The sequence below is a fragment of the Klebsiella aerogenes KCTC 2190 genome (assembly GCF_000215745.1).
GTDB classification, from domain to species: Bacteria; Pseudomonadota; Gammaproteobacteria; order Enterobacterales; family Enterobacteriaceae; genus Klebsiella; species Klebsiella aerogenes.
On record NC_015663.1, the window covers coordinates 3,764,998 to 3,778,125 of the forward strand.

The window sequence follows — 13,128 nt, forward strand, 5'->3', positions numbered from 1 at the left end:
CGATGTATGTTGTTGTTTTGTTGCGTTTGCCGTTCCATGCTGCGCCGCAAGGCGCAGAAGATCAAGGCGATAAATATCTCTCACTGAATAGGGAGATTATTGGCATGGCTCATTTTGACGAAACCGCCCGGCAAAATGGTTTTGAATGTAATATTAGGTGAATATGTAAAAGGTACATTTATTACTCCATCCTCGTAATGACACTGCGCCTGTTTTTCTTTATTCGAATGGTCCTGAAGAAATGCAAATAAAGGCTTTGCCATTGGCGGTAATCGCTTCGTGACGCTGCAGCATTAATCTGTGACCTCGCTCGCTGTTTTCTCTATTCGCTGAATAAACTCCATAAACACCACTTTTTAAACTACACCACTGTCACAAAAGCCATAAAAACCCTCTCCCCAGCGTTGCAGAGGGGGTTGTAGCACTATATGTTAAATTTGTGTTTAATTATTGATGCTTAAGGGTTGATTTTATGTATAAGAAAATCGGCGGTTTAGTGGTTTCACTGACGACAGTCTTCTCGTACTCCGTGCTGGCGGAGGTGCCGCAGGGCTACCCGGCAGATTATCAAAAAGTCGTTGATGCCGGGGTGAAAGAGGGCAAAGTCGTGGTTTATTCCACAACGGACACCAAAGCGGCAGGGCCGTTAATTAAAGGCTTTGAAGCGCAATATCCTGGGATTAAAGTTGAATATAACGATATGAACAGCACCGAACTGTACAACCGTTATATTAGTGAACAAGCTGCCGGCGGTGGGAGCGGCGACGTGGTGTGGAGCTCTTCCATGGACACGGCGCTGAAATTAGCCACCGATTATGCGCAAGAGTATGCTTCACCAGAAGTCGGCAAGCTGCCGAAATGGGCGGTCTGGCAGCAAAAAGCCTACGGCACAACCTATGAGCCGGTGGTCTTTATCTATAACAAACGGCTGATCCCACAAAATGAAGTACCGGATTCACATACCGCATTGGCCAAGCTTATCGCCGGGCAGGCTGATAAATTTAAAGGCAAAGTCACCACCTACGATATCGAGAAATCGGGGCTTGGTTTTATGCTGGCGGTGCAGGATAGCAAGGCTGACGGCAATTACTTTGCCGACCTGGCGAATATCGCCAAAGGCGGCCTGACGGTGCAGTCCTCTACCGGCACCATGATGGAGCGCGTCTCCTCCGGTGAAAACCTGATCGGCTATAACATTCTGGGATCCTATGCCGAAGCGCGCGCTAAAACCGACCCGTCATTAGGCATCGCCTATCCGAAAGACTACGTGCTGGTGCTGTCCCGCGTCTCATTTATCACCGCGGAAGCAGGGCATCCTAATGCGGCGAAACTGTGGTTCGACTATGTACTGTCGGAAAAAGGGCAAACGATTCTTGCCTCTCAGGGCGATATCCCGTCAATTCGCAACGACATTGAAGGTAAAAATGATATCGACGGGATGACGAAATTACTGGGCAATGCGCTGAAGCCGATTCCGGTGGATGAAAGCCTGCTGCAATATCTGCAACCCAAACAGCGTCTGGAATTTATTAAGCAATGGCGCGCCGCTGCTGCGAAATAAAGTAATTACCTGTGAAACTTCCCCTGGAATGTATCCGGGGGAATGATCGTATCAGTATTCAGTAAATAAGTACTCATTATCTCTTCTTGATAATTTATCTCTGCACTTTGCCAGGGGAATTAAAGATGAACATTTTACGCAGAAAGTGGCAAGGGCTACCGCGTGGCATGGTGGTATTGATAGCAGCACTGGTAATTTACGTTCCGCTATTATTTATCGTGGCGCAAAGTTTTCTTTCCGCACCATTTTTTGCCCGCTCGAAAGAGTGGAGCCTCGAAGCCTTCGGTTTTATTTTTACCGACCCGGATTTTTACCTGGCCTTACGCTCTGGATTTATCCTCGCTTTTGGTCTGGTCATTATCGCGATTCCGCTGGGCGGCATTCTGGCCTTTTTAATGGTACGTACCGATTTACCCGGCAGGCGCTTTATTGAGCCGCTGATCCTGGTGCCGATTTTCGTCTCGCCGATGGTGCTGGGCTTTGGTTACGTGGTGGCCGCCGGGCCGGTCGGTTTCCTGTCGCAGTGGGCGCAAGCGTGGCTTGGTTTTGTGCCGTGGAATATCTACTCGATGTTTAGCATCGTAGTAATCGCCGGTTTAACGCACGTCCCGCATGCCTATCTTTATATCTCCTCGGCGCTGCGCAGCGTCGGTTCGGATGTGGAAGAGGCGGCGCGTACCGTCGGCGCCACGCCGCTTCAGGTGATGACCTCGGTGAGCCTGCCGATGGTACGGCCGTCCATCCTCTACGCCTGCGTGCTGCTGTTCTTCCTCGGCCTTGAAGTCTTTGGCCTGATGCTGGTGCTCGGCGATCCGGAAGGCAACATGGTACTGGCGACCTATCTCTATAAGTTGACTAATAAACTGGGAACGCCTTCTTACCATCTGATGGCGGCGGTCGCGGTGGTATTAATCTGCATTACCATTCCGCTGGTGATGTTGCAGCGCCGGTTGATGCGTACCGCCAATCGCTTCGTGACCATGAAAGGTAAAGCGTCGCAGGCGCGCGCCTTGCCGCTGGGGAAATGGCGTTGGGTCGCTGGCGCGGTCGTGGTGGCGTGGCTGACGGTAACCATCGGCGTCCCGCTACTGGGTGTGGCGCTACGGGCCTTTATTTCCAATTGGGGCGTTGGCGTTTCGTTATGGGATGAGCTGTCGCTGGCGACTTTCCGCAACATCTGGCAGCAGCCGAATCTGCTGCGGGCGATCGTCAACTCGATGGCGATCGGGATTATCGGCGGCGCGTTGGCGGTGGTGTGCTATCTGTTTGTCGGTATCGCCATGCACCGTAAACCGGATAACGTGACGCGCTTTCTCGACTACAGCGTGCTGGTACCGCGCGCGGTGCCGGGCCTGTTGGCCGGTCTGGCGTTTCTGTGGGTGTTTCTGTTTGTGCCGATGTGGCTTGATCAGTCATTGAAAAACGGCTGGCTCTCGGCGCTGCCGGTCGCCGACTGGCTGCGCGAACACCTTATCGTGCAGCTGCGCGCGCTGCGCAACACCATTTTCAGCGTCTGGTTGGCCTATACGGTGGTGTGGATGGCCTACGGCCTGCGCCTTATCTCATCAACGCTCCTGCAGGTGGCGCCGGAGCTGGAGGAGGCCGCGCGTAGCACCGGCGCCTCTCGCGGGCAAATCACCCGCCACGTCACCGTTCCGCTGGCGCGCTACGGGCTTATCGGCTCCTGGCTGCTGATGTTCCTGATCTTTGAACGCGAATATTCAACCGGCGTTTATTTGTTGTCGCCAGGCACCGAAACGATCGGGTCGATGCTGGTCTCTCTGTGGGCGGCGGGCGCCATTGATATCGTCGCGGCGCTATCGTTTATCAATATTCTGCTGGTGGTAGTCGGTCTGGGTATCGCCCTGCGCTTTGGAGTGAAATTACATGATTGAGTTATCGGTAGACAATCTGCATCTGACCTATGGCGACAACCCGGTGCTGAAAGGGGTGTCGATGGAGCTCAAACGCGGGGAGGTGGTGTCGCTGCTCGGCCCTTCAGGCAGCGGGAAAACCACGCTGCTGCGCGCGGTCGCCGGGCTGGAGAAACCGACCGCCGGGCGGATCACCATCGGCAATAACGTGGTTTATGACGGCAGTCCGCGTAGCGAGATCCCGGCGGAAGAGCGTAATCTCGGGCTGGTGTTCCAGTCCTACGCCCTGTGGCCGCATAAAACGGTATTCGACAACGTGGCCTATCCGCTGAAACTGCGTAAGGTGGCCAGCGGCGAGATTAAACAGCGGGTGCAGAGCGTACTCGAGCAGCTAGGTCTGGGACATCTCGGTAATCGGCATCCGCATCAGCTTTCCGGCGGCCAGCAGCAGCGCGTGGCCATAGGACGGGCGCTGGTCTATAACCCACCGGTTATTCTGCTGGATGAGCCGCTATCTAACCTCGACGCCAAGCTGCGCGAAGAGGCGCGGGTATTCCTGCGCGAGCTCATTATTAAGCTGGGCCTGTCGGCGCTGATGGTCACCCACGATCAGAATGAAGCGATGGCGATCTCCGATCGCATTTTGTTGCTTAACAACGGCGTGATTGAACAGCAGGGGACGCCGCAGGAGATGTACGGCAATCCGGCCACCCTGTTCGCCGCCGAGTTTATGGGCAGTAATAACCGCCTGCACGGTAAGGTGACGGCGCTGAAGGACGGACGCGCGCGAGTTGAAGGCGCCAGCTGGGCGCTATGGGGCCGCGCGGGCGAGGGGGTCAGCGTCGGTCAGCCGGCGACGGCGGTGATCCGCGTCGAACGGCTGCGCCTTGACTGCTCGCCGCAGGATAACAGCCTGGAACTTCCGCTGCTGACCAGCATGTACCTCGGCGATCGGTGGGAATATCTGTTCCGCACCGAGGGCGATGACTTTGCCATCCGCGCCTACGGCACGGCCCTGCGTGATGCCGAACATTGTCATCTGACGCTGCCCGCGGATGATGTGTGGATCTTCCCGCAGCGATAAACTTTGCTCAGGGCGCCAGATGACACACCGCTTCGATATTGTGTCCATCTGGCGCAATGACAAAGGCGGCGTAGTAATTGGCGTGGTAATTAGGTCGTAATCCCGGCGCGCCGTTATCCTTGCCTCCGGCGGCCAGCGCCGCGTGCCAGAAGGCGTCAACCTGCTCGCGGCTCTCGGCGCAAAAGGCGATATGCAGCGGCGCGGGTTTATCTTCGCTTTGATAGAGGCATAAAGAGGCATCGTTTGCCCCGGCTAGCTCCGCGCCGTAAGCTGGCTCGCCTTCGCCCGCCAGCGTCACGCCGAGCGGCGCCAGCGCCTGTAAAAAGAATGCCTTGCTCGCGGCATAATCACTGACGCCAAATTTGACATGATCGAACATAAATTCTCCTTGTGGTTGGGAATATCTGTACGACATCACCGTGTCGTTAAATTGATAAGGGAACCAGCATCGATTTAATTAACAACGGTGATTAACTAATTTAACAGCTCGAATTGTTTAATTATTCATTAAGCGAGTATTTACAGGTGCTTAATCTGCCATGTACCATAAACAAAAAATAACAAATGTGATACATATCACCCTTTATTAGCGCTTTGGTAAAACCAAAGGCGCGTAATTTCCGCATGACTTACCGCACTCAGGTTATTAAATGCCCGATCTTATCGTGACAACCCGGTGAATATTTGCGCCATTTTCCCGCGTTGCGTTGAGAATCGTCTAATATCCAAACGATAACCCTATAAATCTTATCGCTATTGGCGATTTATTGTACGTCTTATTGGCCAAAGCCAGACGGTCTGTTTCGCAACAGTTCAATGGTATCGGTACCAGAGCGGGATTTGCTGGGCTTGTAAGCGACAAAACAGTATTTTTAATTGACAGGAATGTGATTATGTCGAGCGAGAAAACCAACAATTCAAGGCGTGATTTTTTAGTAAAATCAATGGCCTTGATTCCAACGGTAGTCATCGGCGGCGGCAGCGTGGGCGCCATTGGCGTGGCGGCGAGCGCCACGGCACAGGCGTCCTCCGCACCCTCAGCCGGTGGTAACGCGACATCCAGCGACTGGAAGCCGCAATTCTTCAACGATCGCGAGTGGCTGTTTATCAACGCCGCCGTCGCTCGCTTAATCCCGGCCGATGAACTCGGTCCCGGTGCCAAAGAGGCCGGTGTGCCGGAGTTTATCGACCGCCAGCTCAATACCCCTTATGCCACCGGTTCCATCTGGTATATGCAGGGGCCATTTAACCCCGACGTGCCGAAAGAGATGGGCTACCAGCTGCCGCTGGTACCAAAACAGATTTATAACCTCGGTATCGCCGATGCCGAAGAGTGGTGTCAAAACCAGTATCACAAGAGCTTTGCTGAACTGAGCGGCGAACAGCAGGATGAGGCGCTCGGTTTGTGGGAATCCGGCAAGGCGCAGTTCAAACAGCTGCCGGCCTCGCTGTTTTTCTCCTATCTGTTGCAAAACACCCGCGAAGGCTTCTTCAGCGACCCTATCCATGGCGGCAATAAAGGCATGGTCGGCTGGACGCTGATTAATTTTCCCGGCGCGCGCGCCGACTTTATGGACTGGGTTGAACGAGGCGAACGCTATCCCTTCCCGCCGGTATCAATTAATGGGGAGAGGGCGTAATCATGGCGACCGTATTGAAAAAAACCGATGTAGCGATCGTTGGCTTCGGCTGGGTTGGCGCGATTATGGCCAAAGAGCTGACGGAAGCGGGGCTCAACGTCGTCGCGCTGGAGCGCGGCCCGATGCGCGATACCTGGCCGGACGGCGCTTATCCGCAGGTTATCGATGAGCTGACCTATAACATCCGCCGCAAGCTGTTCCAGGATCTCTCTAAAAGCACGGTGACGATTCGTCACAACACCAGCCAGCAGGCGGTTCCCTACCGTCAACTGGCCGCCTTCCTGCCGGGCACCGGCGTTGGCGGCGCGGGTCTGCACTGGTCCGGCGTACATTTTCGCGTCGATCCGATCGAACTGCGTATGCGCAGCCACTATGAAGAGCGCTACGGCAAAAACTTCATTCCCCAGGATATGATTATTCAGGATTTCGGCGTCACCTACGACGAACTGGAACCGTTCTTCGATAAAGCGGAAAAAGTCTTTGGCACCTCCGGTACCGCCTGGTCGATTAAAGGGCAGGTTGTCGGTAAAGGCCGCGGCGGTAACGCCTTCGCGCCGGATCGCTCGGACGATTTCCCGCTGCCGGCGCAGAAAAATACCTGGTCGGCGCAGCTGTTTGAAAAAGCGGCGCTGGAAGTGGGCTATCATCCCTATAACCTGCCTTCCGCAAACACCTCCGACTCCTATACCAACCCGTATGGCGCGCAGATGGGGCCGTGTAACTTCTGCGGTTTCTGCAGCGGCTACGCCTGCTACATGTATTCGAAAGCCTCGCCGAACGTGAACATCCTGCCGGCGCTGCGCCAGGAAAAACGCTTTGAACTGCGTACCAACGCCAACGTACTGAAGGTCAATCTGACCGACGATAAATCCCGCGCCACCGGTGTGACCTATGTCGACGGTCAGGGCCGTGAAATGGAACAGCCGGCGGATCTGGTGATTATCGGCGCCTTCCAGTTCCATAACGTGCATCTGATGCTGCTTTCCGGGATCGGTAAACCGTACAATCCTGAGACGGGCGAAGGGGTGGTCGGGCGTAACTTCGCCTATCAGAACATGACCACTATCAAGGCCATTTTCGATAAAGATACCTTCACCAACCCGTTCATCGGCGCGGGCGGCAACGGCGTCGGCGTCGATGACTTCAACGCCGATAACTTCGATCACGGCGCGGCGGGCTTCGTTGGCGGTTCGCCGTTCTGGGTCAACCAGGCGGGGACCAAGCCTATCTCCGGCGTGCCGGTGCCTCCGGGTACCCCGGCGTGGGGCAGTAAATGGAAATCGGCGGTGGCCGACACCTACACGCACCACCTGTCGATGGATGCTCACGGCGCGCATCAGTCCTATCGCCAGAACTATCTCGATCTCGATCCGAACTACAAAAACGTCTTTGGTCAGCCGCTGCTGCGCATGACCTTCGACTGGCAGGAAAACGACATCAAGATGGCGCAGTTTATGTTCGATAAGATGGCGCCGATCGCCAAAGCGATGAAGCCGAAATATATGCTCGGCAGCCCGAAAAACGCCAATAGCCACTTTGACACCACCAGCTACCAGACCACCCATATGAACGGCGGCGCGGTGATGGGCGAAGATCCGAAAACCAGCGCAGTGAACCGTTATCTGCAGAGCTGGGACGTGCATAACGTCTTCGTCATCGGCGCTTCCGCTTTCCCACAGGGGCTGGGCTACAACCCGACGGGGACCGTTGCCGCGCTGGCCTACTGGTCGGCGAAGGCTATCCGCGAACAGTACCTGAGAAATCCGGGTCCATTGGTGCAGGCATAAGGGAAAGCAAATCATGAAAATGCAATGGTTATCGGCACTGGTTCTCGGTGCGTTAAGCTGCGCGGCGTTCGCCGAAGAGGCGCCTGCGGACAGCAATCTGATTAAGCAGGGCGAATATCTGGCGCGCGCCGGCGACTGCGTGGCCTGCCACACCAACGGTAAAGAGGGCAAACCTTTTGCCGGCGGTCTGCCGATGGAAACGCCGATCGGCACCATTTATTCCACCAACATCACGCCGGACAAAGCGCACGGTATTGGCGATTATACCTTCGAAGAGTTTGACGACGCGGTGCGTAAAGGCGTGCGTAAAGACGGCTCAACGCTCTATCCGGCGATGCCGTATCCTTCCTTCGCCCGTATCAACGAAGCGGATATGCGCGCCATGTACGCCTACTTTATGCACGGCGTGGAGCCGGTTAACGTCGCCAACAAAGACACGGACATTCCGTGGCCGCTGTCGATGCGCTGGCCGCTGGCGTTCTGGCGCGGCATCTTCGCCCCGACGCCGAGCGACTTTGTCGCCAATCCGCAGGTGGACCCGGTACTGGAGCGCGGCCGTTACCTGGTGGAAGGCCTTGGCCACTGCGGCGCCTGCCACACCCCGCGTAGCCTGACGATGCAGGAAAAAGCGCTTAGCGAAAGCGAAGGTGATAACTACCTGGCGGGTAGCAATGCGCCGATTGACGGTTGGGTGGCATCCAGCCTGCGCGGTGAAAATCGCGACGGGCTGGGGAGCTGGAGCGAAGCTGAACTGGCCGAGTTCCTTAAAACCGGGCGCAATGATAAATCCGTGGTCTTCGGCGGCATGAGCGACGTGGTTGAGCACAGCCTGCAGTATCTCTCGAATGACGATATCACCGCTATTGCTCGCTATCTGAAGTCGTTACCGCCGCGCGGCGGTAAACAGACGCCAGCTCCGGTGGAAGATAGCGTGGCGAAAGATCTGTGGAAAGGCGATGACAGCAAAACCGGCGCGGCGCTGTACGTCGATAACTGCGCTGCCTGCCACCGTACCGACGGCGTCGGTTATAAACGCGCGTTCCCGTCGTTGAAAGGCAACCCGGTGGTACAGACCGAAGATGCGACCTCGCTGATTCACATCATTCTGACCGGCAACACCACGCCGGCGGTGAAGGATGCGGTCTCGAACCTGACCATGCCGTCATTCGGCTGGCGTCTTGACGATCAACAGGTTGCGGATGTGGTCAACTTCATCCGCACCAGTTGGGGCAACAACGCGCCGCCGGTGAGCGCCAGCGATGTGGCGAAAGTACGAAAAGATAAGTCGATGATTCGCGATGAGAAGGCGTTAGGTAACGCCGACGTCTCGAAACTGCCGGCTGCTGCAGAGTAACTGGGCCGGGGCGGGGCACTGGATTCGCCCCGCCTGAGGTAAAAAACGTGATGACACCTGAACAACAGGGGACACAGCCATGATGCCGGAACTGGGCAACTACCTGCTGTGTCTGGCGGCAGGGCTGGCGCTGCTGCTAAGTATCTTTCCACTATGGGGCGCAGCGCGCCAGGAACGATGGCTGATGGCATTAGCCCGGCCGCTGGCCTGCGCGCTGTTTATCTGCATCATCGGCGCGTTTGCGCTGCTGGTGCATGCCTTTGTAATCAATGATTTCACCGTGCGCTATGTGGCGGAAAACTCCAACAGCGCGCTGCCGGTGTGGTACAGGGTGGCGGCCACCTGGGGAGCGCACGAAGGCTCTTTGCTGCTGTGGGTGCTGCTGCTCAGCGTGTGGACGTTCGCCGTCGCGCTCTTCAGTCGCCAGATGCCGCCCGACGCGGTAGCGCGGGTGCTGGCGGTGATGGGAATGATCGCCTTCGGTTTCCTGCTTTTTATCCTGTTCACCTCCAATCCGTTCAGCCGCAGCCTGCCGCTGTATCCCGTAGATGGCCGCGATCTCAATCCTATGCTGCAGGATATCGGGATGATTTTTCATCCACCGATCCTCTACATGGGCTACGTTGGCTTCTCGGTGGCCTTCGCCTTCGCGATTGCGTCGCTGCTGGCGGGGCGGCTGGATACCGCGTGGGCGCGATGGTCGCGCCCGTGGACGCAGGCGGCGTGGATGTTCCTGACACTTGGGATCGTGCTGGGCTCGGCGTGGGCCTATTACGAACTGGGCTGGGGCGGTTGGTGGTTCTGGGACCCGGTGGAAAACGCCTCGTTTATGCCGTGGCTGGTCGGCACCGCCTTGCTGCATTCGCTGGCGGTGACCGAAAAGCGCGGCAGCTTCCGCGCCTGGACGGTACTGCTGGCGCTGGCGGCTTTCTCGCTGTGCCTGCTGGGGACTTTTCTTGTGCGATCCGGCGTGCTGGTATCGGTGCACTCCTTTGCCTCCGATCCGGCGCGCGGGATGTTTATACTGGCCTTGCTGACCCTCGCGATTGGCGGCTCGCTGCTGCTGTATGCGGTGAAAGGCGGGCGAGTACGGGCGCGAGTGGAACATACGCTCTGGTCGCGCGAGTCGTTCCTGCTTGGCAACAATATTCTGCTGATGGCCGCGATGCTGGTGGTGCTATTAGGCACGCTGCTGCCGTTGGTGCATAAAGCGTTAGGGCTGGGGACGATATCGATCGGCGAACCGTTCTTCAATACCATGTTCACCGCGCTGATGGCGCCGTTTGCGCTGCTGCTGGGGCTGGGGCCGCTGATTCGTTGGCGCCGCGATGAGCCAGGTAAACAGCTTAAACGATTGGCGATATCACTTATCGTGACGTTGTCACTTTCACTGGCGTTACCATGGCTTCTTCAGGACCGCATCACCGCGATGGCGTTCATCGGCCTGATGATGGCGCTGTGGGTGCTTATCTTCGCGCTGATTGAAGTCCATGAACGGGCCACGCATCGCCACGGCTTCTGGCGCGGCCTGCGCACCTTAACGCGTAGCCAGTGGGGAATGGTGCTCGGCCATGTCGGCGTGGCGGTAACCGTCATTGGCATCACCTTCAGCCAGAACTACAGCATCGAGCGCGATGTCCGCATGCGGGCTGGCGACAGCCTCGATATTCATCGTTATCACTTCGTCTTCAAGGGCGTGCGTAATATCGTCGGGCCGAACTGGAACGGCGGCGAGGGGGTGATTGCCGTCAGCCGCAATGGTCGCCCGGAAGCCACGCTGTATGCCGAAAAACGCTTTTACACCGCCAGCCGGATGATGATGACCGAAGCGGCCATCAGCGGCGGGTTTACCCGCGATCTTTACGCCGCGCTGGGAGAAGAGTTGGATGATGGCAGCTGGGCGGTGCGTCTGTACTACAAACCGTTCGTGCGCTGGATCTGGTACGGCGGCGTACTGATGGCGCTGGGTGGGCTGTGCTGTATGCTCGATCCGCGTTACCGCCGGTCGCGGCAACAGAAAACAGCAGCGGATCGCAATGACATTAACCGCTCGCTGTACCAGTCCCGACTGCGCGAACTAGAGCAGGAGCATACTGATAGTAATGAGGCGATGATCGTCGAGCTGCAACGTACGTTGCTGGCGGATATCTCGCCGCAGGAACAGACGCGCGTTCGGCCGCTTAGCCGCTGGTTGCTGCTACCGGGGGCGCTATTATTGGTCTTCGTCAGCGGCGGGCTGTATCTGAAAACCAGCGATGTGGGTCAGGTGCTGCTGTGGCGACAGAGCGAGCGCCATTATCCCGCGTTGCTGGCGCAGGCGAAAGATCCTACCGCAGCGCCGCTGCGGATGGATGAGTTGGCCCAGCTGAGGCTTGGGCTGCGCAGCCATCTGCAGGCTAGCCCTGACGATCTCGCCGGCTGGCAACTGCTTGGGCGGCTCGGTCTGCTGCTAAACGATGGCGAGACGGCGATCGGCGCGTTCGGGCGGGCGCATAAGCTGGCGCCGGATGACCCGGCGGTAGGCTTTGATTATGCCAGCGCGCTGGTGCGGGCGGGCGATAACGCGCAGATGCGGATGGGCGAGCTGTTGCTGCGCGAGCTGCATCAGCGGCAGCCGAAAAACCTGCCGGTGCTGGAGATGCTGGCGCTCAGCGCGGTACGCAATGAAGACTATCCGCAGGCGGTAGCGGCGCTACAGCAGTTGCTGATGTTGTTGCCGGAGGGCGATGCCCGCCGCGAGGCGATTGCCCGCCAGCTGGCGCAGGCGCAGCAGGCTCGGTAGTAGATACTGTCATCGGTTGGCAACTTTTTTGTCGCACAGGGGTTTTCCCGGAGGCGGCGCGTTGCGCCTTCTCCGGGCTACCAAATCGCACAGCGCTGTAGCCCCGGTAAGCGGCAGCGCCACCGGGGGTTTTGAGGCCATTGGTACCGGCAGGGCCGTGGCCGGATAAGGCGTAGCCGCTAACCGGCAAAATGCAGCCGTGTCAGGGCAAAAAAAAGCCCCTGCGAACAGGCAGGGGCAAACCATGTCAGAGCTTATTTTTTATTAATTGAATACCATCCCGCCATCGATCAGCAGCGATTGACCGGTCATATAATCGGAATCCGGGCTGGCGAGATAAGAGACGCAGGCGGCGACATCTTCTGGCTCAGACAGGCGGCCGAGGGTGATGCGTTTGGCGAATTCGGCTGTCCCGTAGCCCAGAGGTTTACCCGCCGCTTCGGATACCTGACGATCGATCTCGGCCCACATCGGCGTTTTCACAATCCCCGGGCAGTAGCCGTTAACGGTAATACCCAGCGGCGCCAGGTCGCGAGCGGCGGTTTGCGTTAAACCGCGTACGGCGAATTTGCTCGAGCTGTAGACCGCCAGTTCCGGGTTGCCGACGTGTCCGGCCTGCGAACAGGCGTTGATGATTTTGCCGCCGTGCCCCTCTTTTTTAAAGGCCTCGACTGCCGCCTGAATCCCCCAGATCACCCCTTTAACGTTGATGTTGTAGACCTTGTCGACAATCTCCGGCGTAATGGATTCGATAGGCGTTGATGGCGCGACCCCGGCGTTATTGACGATGACGTTGAATCCGCCCAGCGTTTTTCGCGCCTGTTCGACGGCGGCAAACACCTGCTCACGGTCGGAAACATCGACTTTGACCGCGATTGCCCGGCCGCCGTGCTGGTTGATTTCATCCGCCACGGCTTTCGCTGTGACGTCATTGTAATCGGCGATCGCCACGGCAAAACCGTCCTTCACGAGGCGTAACGCGATAGCTTTACCAATGCCCTGACCGGCGCCGGTGACAAGTGCGACTTTTTTCATTTCCATTTCCT

At 57.3% G+C, this 13,128-nt stretch carries 10 protein-coding genes and 1 pseudogene; 9 read left to right on the top strand and 2 right to left on the bottom strand.

From position 1 onward, the window contains the following. Positions 1–2 precede the first annotated feature (2 nt). The 4 genes from EAE_RS17760 (at position 3) to EAE_RS17775 (ending at position 4,519) form a co-directional block, all read left to right on the top strand. On the top strand, positions 3–161 hold the full coding sequence (locus EAE_RS17760; RefSeq protein WP_155960689.1) for a hypothetical protein: 159 nt from the start codon (positions 3–5) through the stop codon (positions 159–161). Between the two features lie 311 nt (positions 162–472). Continuing rightward, positions 473–1,561, top strand: coding sequence for an ABC transporter substrate-binding protein (locus EAE_RS17765; protein WP_015366951.1), 1,089 nt, complete (start codon positions 473–475; stop codon positions 1,559–1,561). 125 nt (positions 1,562–1,686) lie between these two features. Next, the gene (locus tag EAE_RS17770) at positions 1,687–3,456 is read left to right on the top strand and encodes an ABC transporter permease (protein WP_015705182.1); all 1,770 of its coding nucleotides are present in this window, start codon (positions 1,687–1,689) and stop codon (positions 3,454–3,456) included. Next, the gene (locus EAE_RS17775; RefSeq protein WP_015705183.1) at positions 3,449–4,519 is read left to right on the top strand and encodes an ABC transporter ATP-binding protein; all 1,071 of its coding nucleotides are present in this window, start codon (positions 3,449–3,451) and stop codon (positions 4,517–4,519) included. The genes EAE_RS17770 and EAE_RS17775 overlap by 8 nt, the downstream gene beginning before the upstream one ends. Before the next feature lie 7 nt (positions 4,520–4,526). Here EAE_RS17775 and EAE_RS17780 read toward each other — a convergent pair whose 3' ends face one another. Further along, the gene (locus EAE_RS17780; RefSeq protein WP_015366948.1) at positions 4,527–4,898 is read right to left on the bottom strand and encodes a VOC family protein; all 372 of its coding nucleotides are present in this window, start codon (positions 4,896–4,898) and stop codon (positions 4,527–4,529) included. A gap of 511 nt (positions 4,899–5,409) precedes the next feature. On the opposite strand from EAE_RS17780, the gene EAE_RS17785 reads away from it, so the two are divergent. The 5 genes and pseudogenes from EAE_RS17785 to EAE_RS25605 all read left to right on the top strand — a co-directional run bounded on the left by EAE_RS17785 (position 5,410) and on the right by EAE_RS25605 (position 12,082). Next, on the top strand, positions 5,410–6,159 hold the full coding sequence (locus tag EAE_RS17785) for a gluconate 2-dehydrogenase subunit 3 family protein (RefSeq protein ID WP_161798773.1): 750 nt from the start codon (positions 5,410–5,412) through the stop codon (positions 6,157–6,159). A 2-nt stretch (positions 6,160–6,161) separates the two neighbouring features. Further along, positions 6,162–7,946 (top strand): GMC family oxidoreductase, encoded by a 1,785-nt coding sequence (locus EAE_RS17790; protein WP_015705184.1) that lies wholly within the window; start codon positions 6,162–6,164, stop codon positions 7,944–7,946. Between the two features lie 10 nt (positions 7,947–7,956). Further along, positions 7,957–9,300 (top strand): c-type cytochrome, encoded by a 1,344-nt coding sequence (locus EAE_RS17795; protein ID WP_163366257.1) that lies wholly within the window; start codon positions 7,957–7,959, stop codon positions 9,298–9,300. Between the two features lie 79 nt (positions 9,301–9,379). Beyond that, positions 9,380–11,539, top strand: a pseudogene (gene ccmI / locus EAE_RS17800) (c-type cytochrome biogenesis protein CcmI); the annotation flags it as partial. Positions 11,540–11,566: 27 nt separating this feature from the next. Next, the gene (locus EAE_RS25605) at positions 11,567–12,082 is read left to right on the top strand and encodes a tetratricopeptide repeat protein (RefSeq protein WP_420828470.1); all 516 of its coding nucleotides are present in this window, start codon (positions 11,567–11,569) and stop codon (positions 12,080–12,082) included. A gap of 264 nt (positions 12,083–12,346) precedes the next feature. Here the strand turns inward: EAE_RS25605 and EAE_RS17805 are convergent, their stop codons facing one another. Then, entirely contained in the window at positions 12,347–13,117 is a 771-nt protein-coding gene (locus tag EAE_RS17805; RefSeq protein WP_015366942.1) for a (S)-acetoin forming diacetyl reductase, read from the bottom strand. Positions 13,118–13,128: the final 11 nt, after the last annotated feature.

What these genes read in the sequence shown, in the direction of transcription:
- EAE_RS17760 (WP_155960689.1), top strand. Translation starts at nt 3, where the DNA reads ATGTATGTTGTTGTTTTGTTGCGTTTGCCGTTCCATGCTGCGCCGCAA.
- EAE_RS17770 (WP_015705182.1), top strand. Translation starts at nt 1,687, where the DNA reads ATGAACATTTTACGCAGAAAGTGGCAAGGGCTACCGCGTGGCATGGTG.
- EAE_RS17805 (WP_015366942.1), bottom strand. Translation starts at nt 13,117, where the DNA reads ATGAAAAAAGTCGCACTTGTCACCGGCGCCGGTCAGGGCATTGGTAAA.
- EAE_RS17765 (WP_015366951.1), top strand. Translation starts at nt 473, where the DNA reads ATGTATAAGAAAATCGGCGGTTTAGTGGTTTCACTGACGACAGTCTTC.
- EAE_RS17775 (WP_015705183.1), top strand. Translation starts at nt 3,449, where the DNA reads ATGATTGAGTTATCGGTAGACAATCTGCATCTGACCTATGGCGACAAC.
- EAE_RS17790 (WP_015705184.1), top strand. Translation starts at nt 6,162, where the DNA reads ATGGCGACCGTATTGAAAAAAACCGATGTAGCGATCGTTGGCTTCGGC.
- EAE_RS17780 (WP_015366948.1), bottom strand. Translation starts at nt 4,898, where the DNA reads ATGTTCGATCATGTCAAATTTGGCGTCAGTGATTATGCCGCGAGCAAG.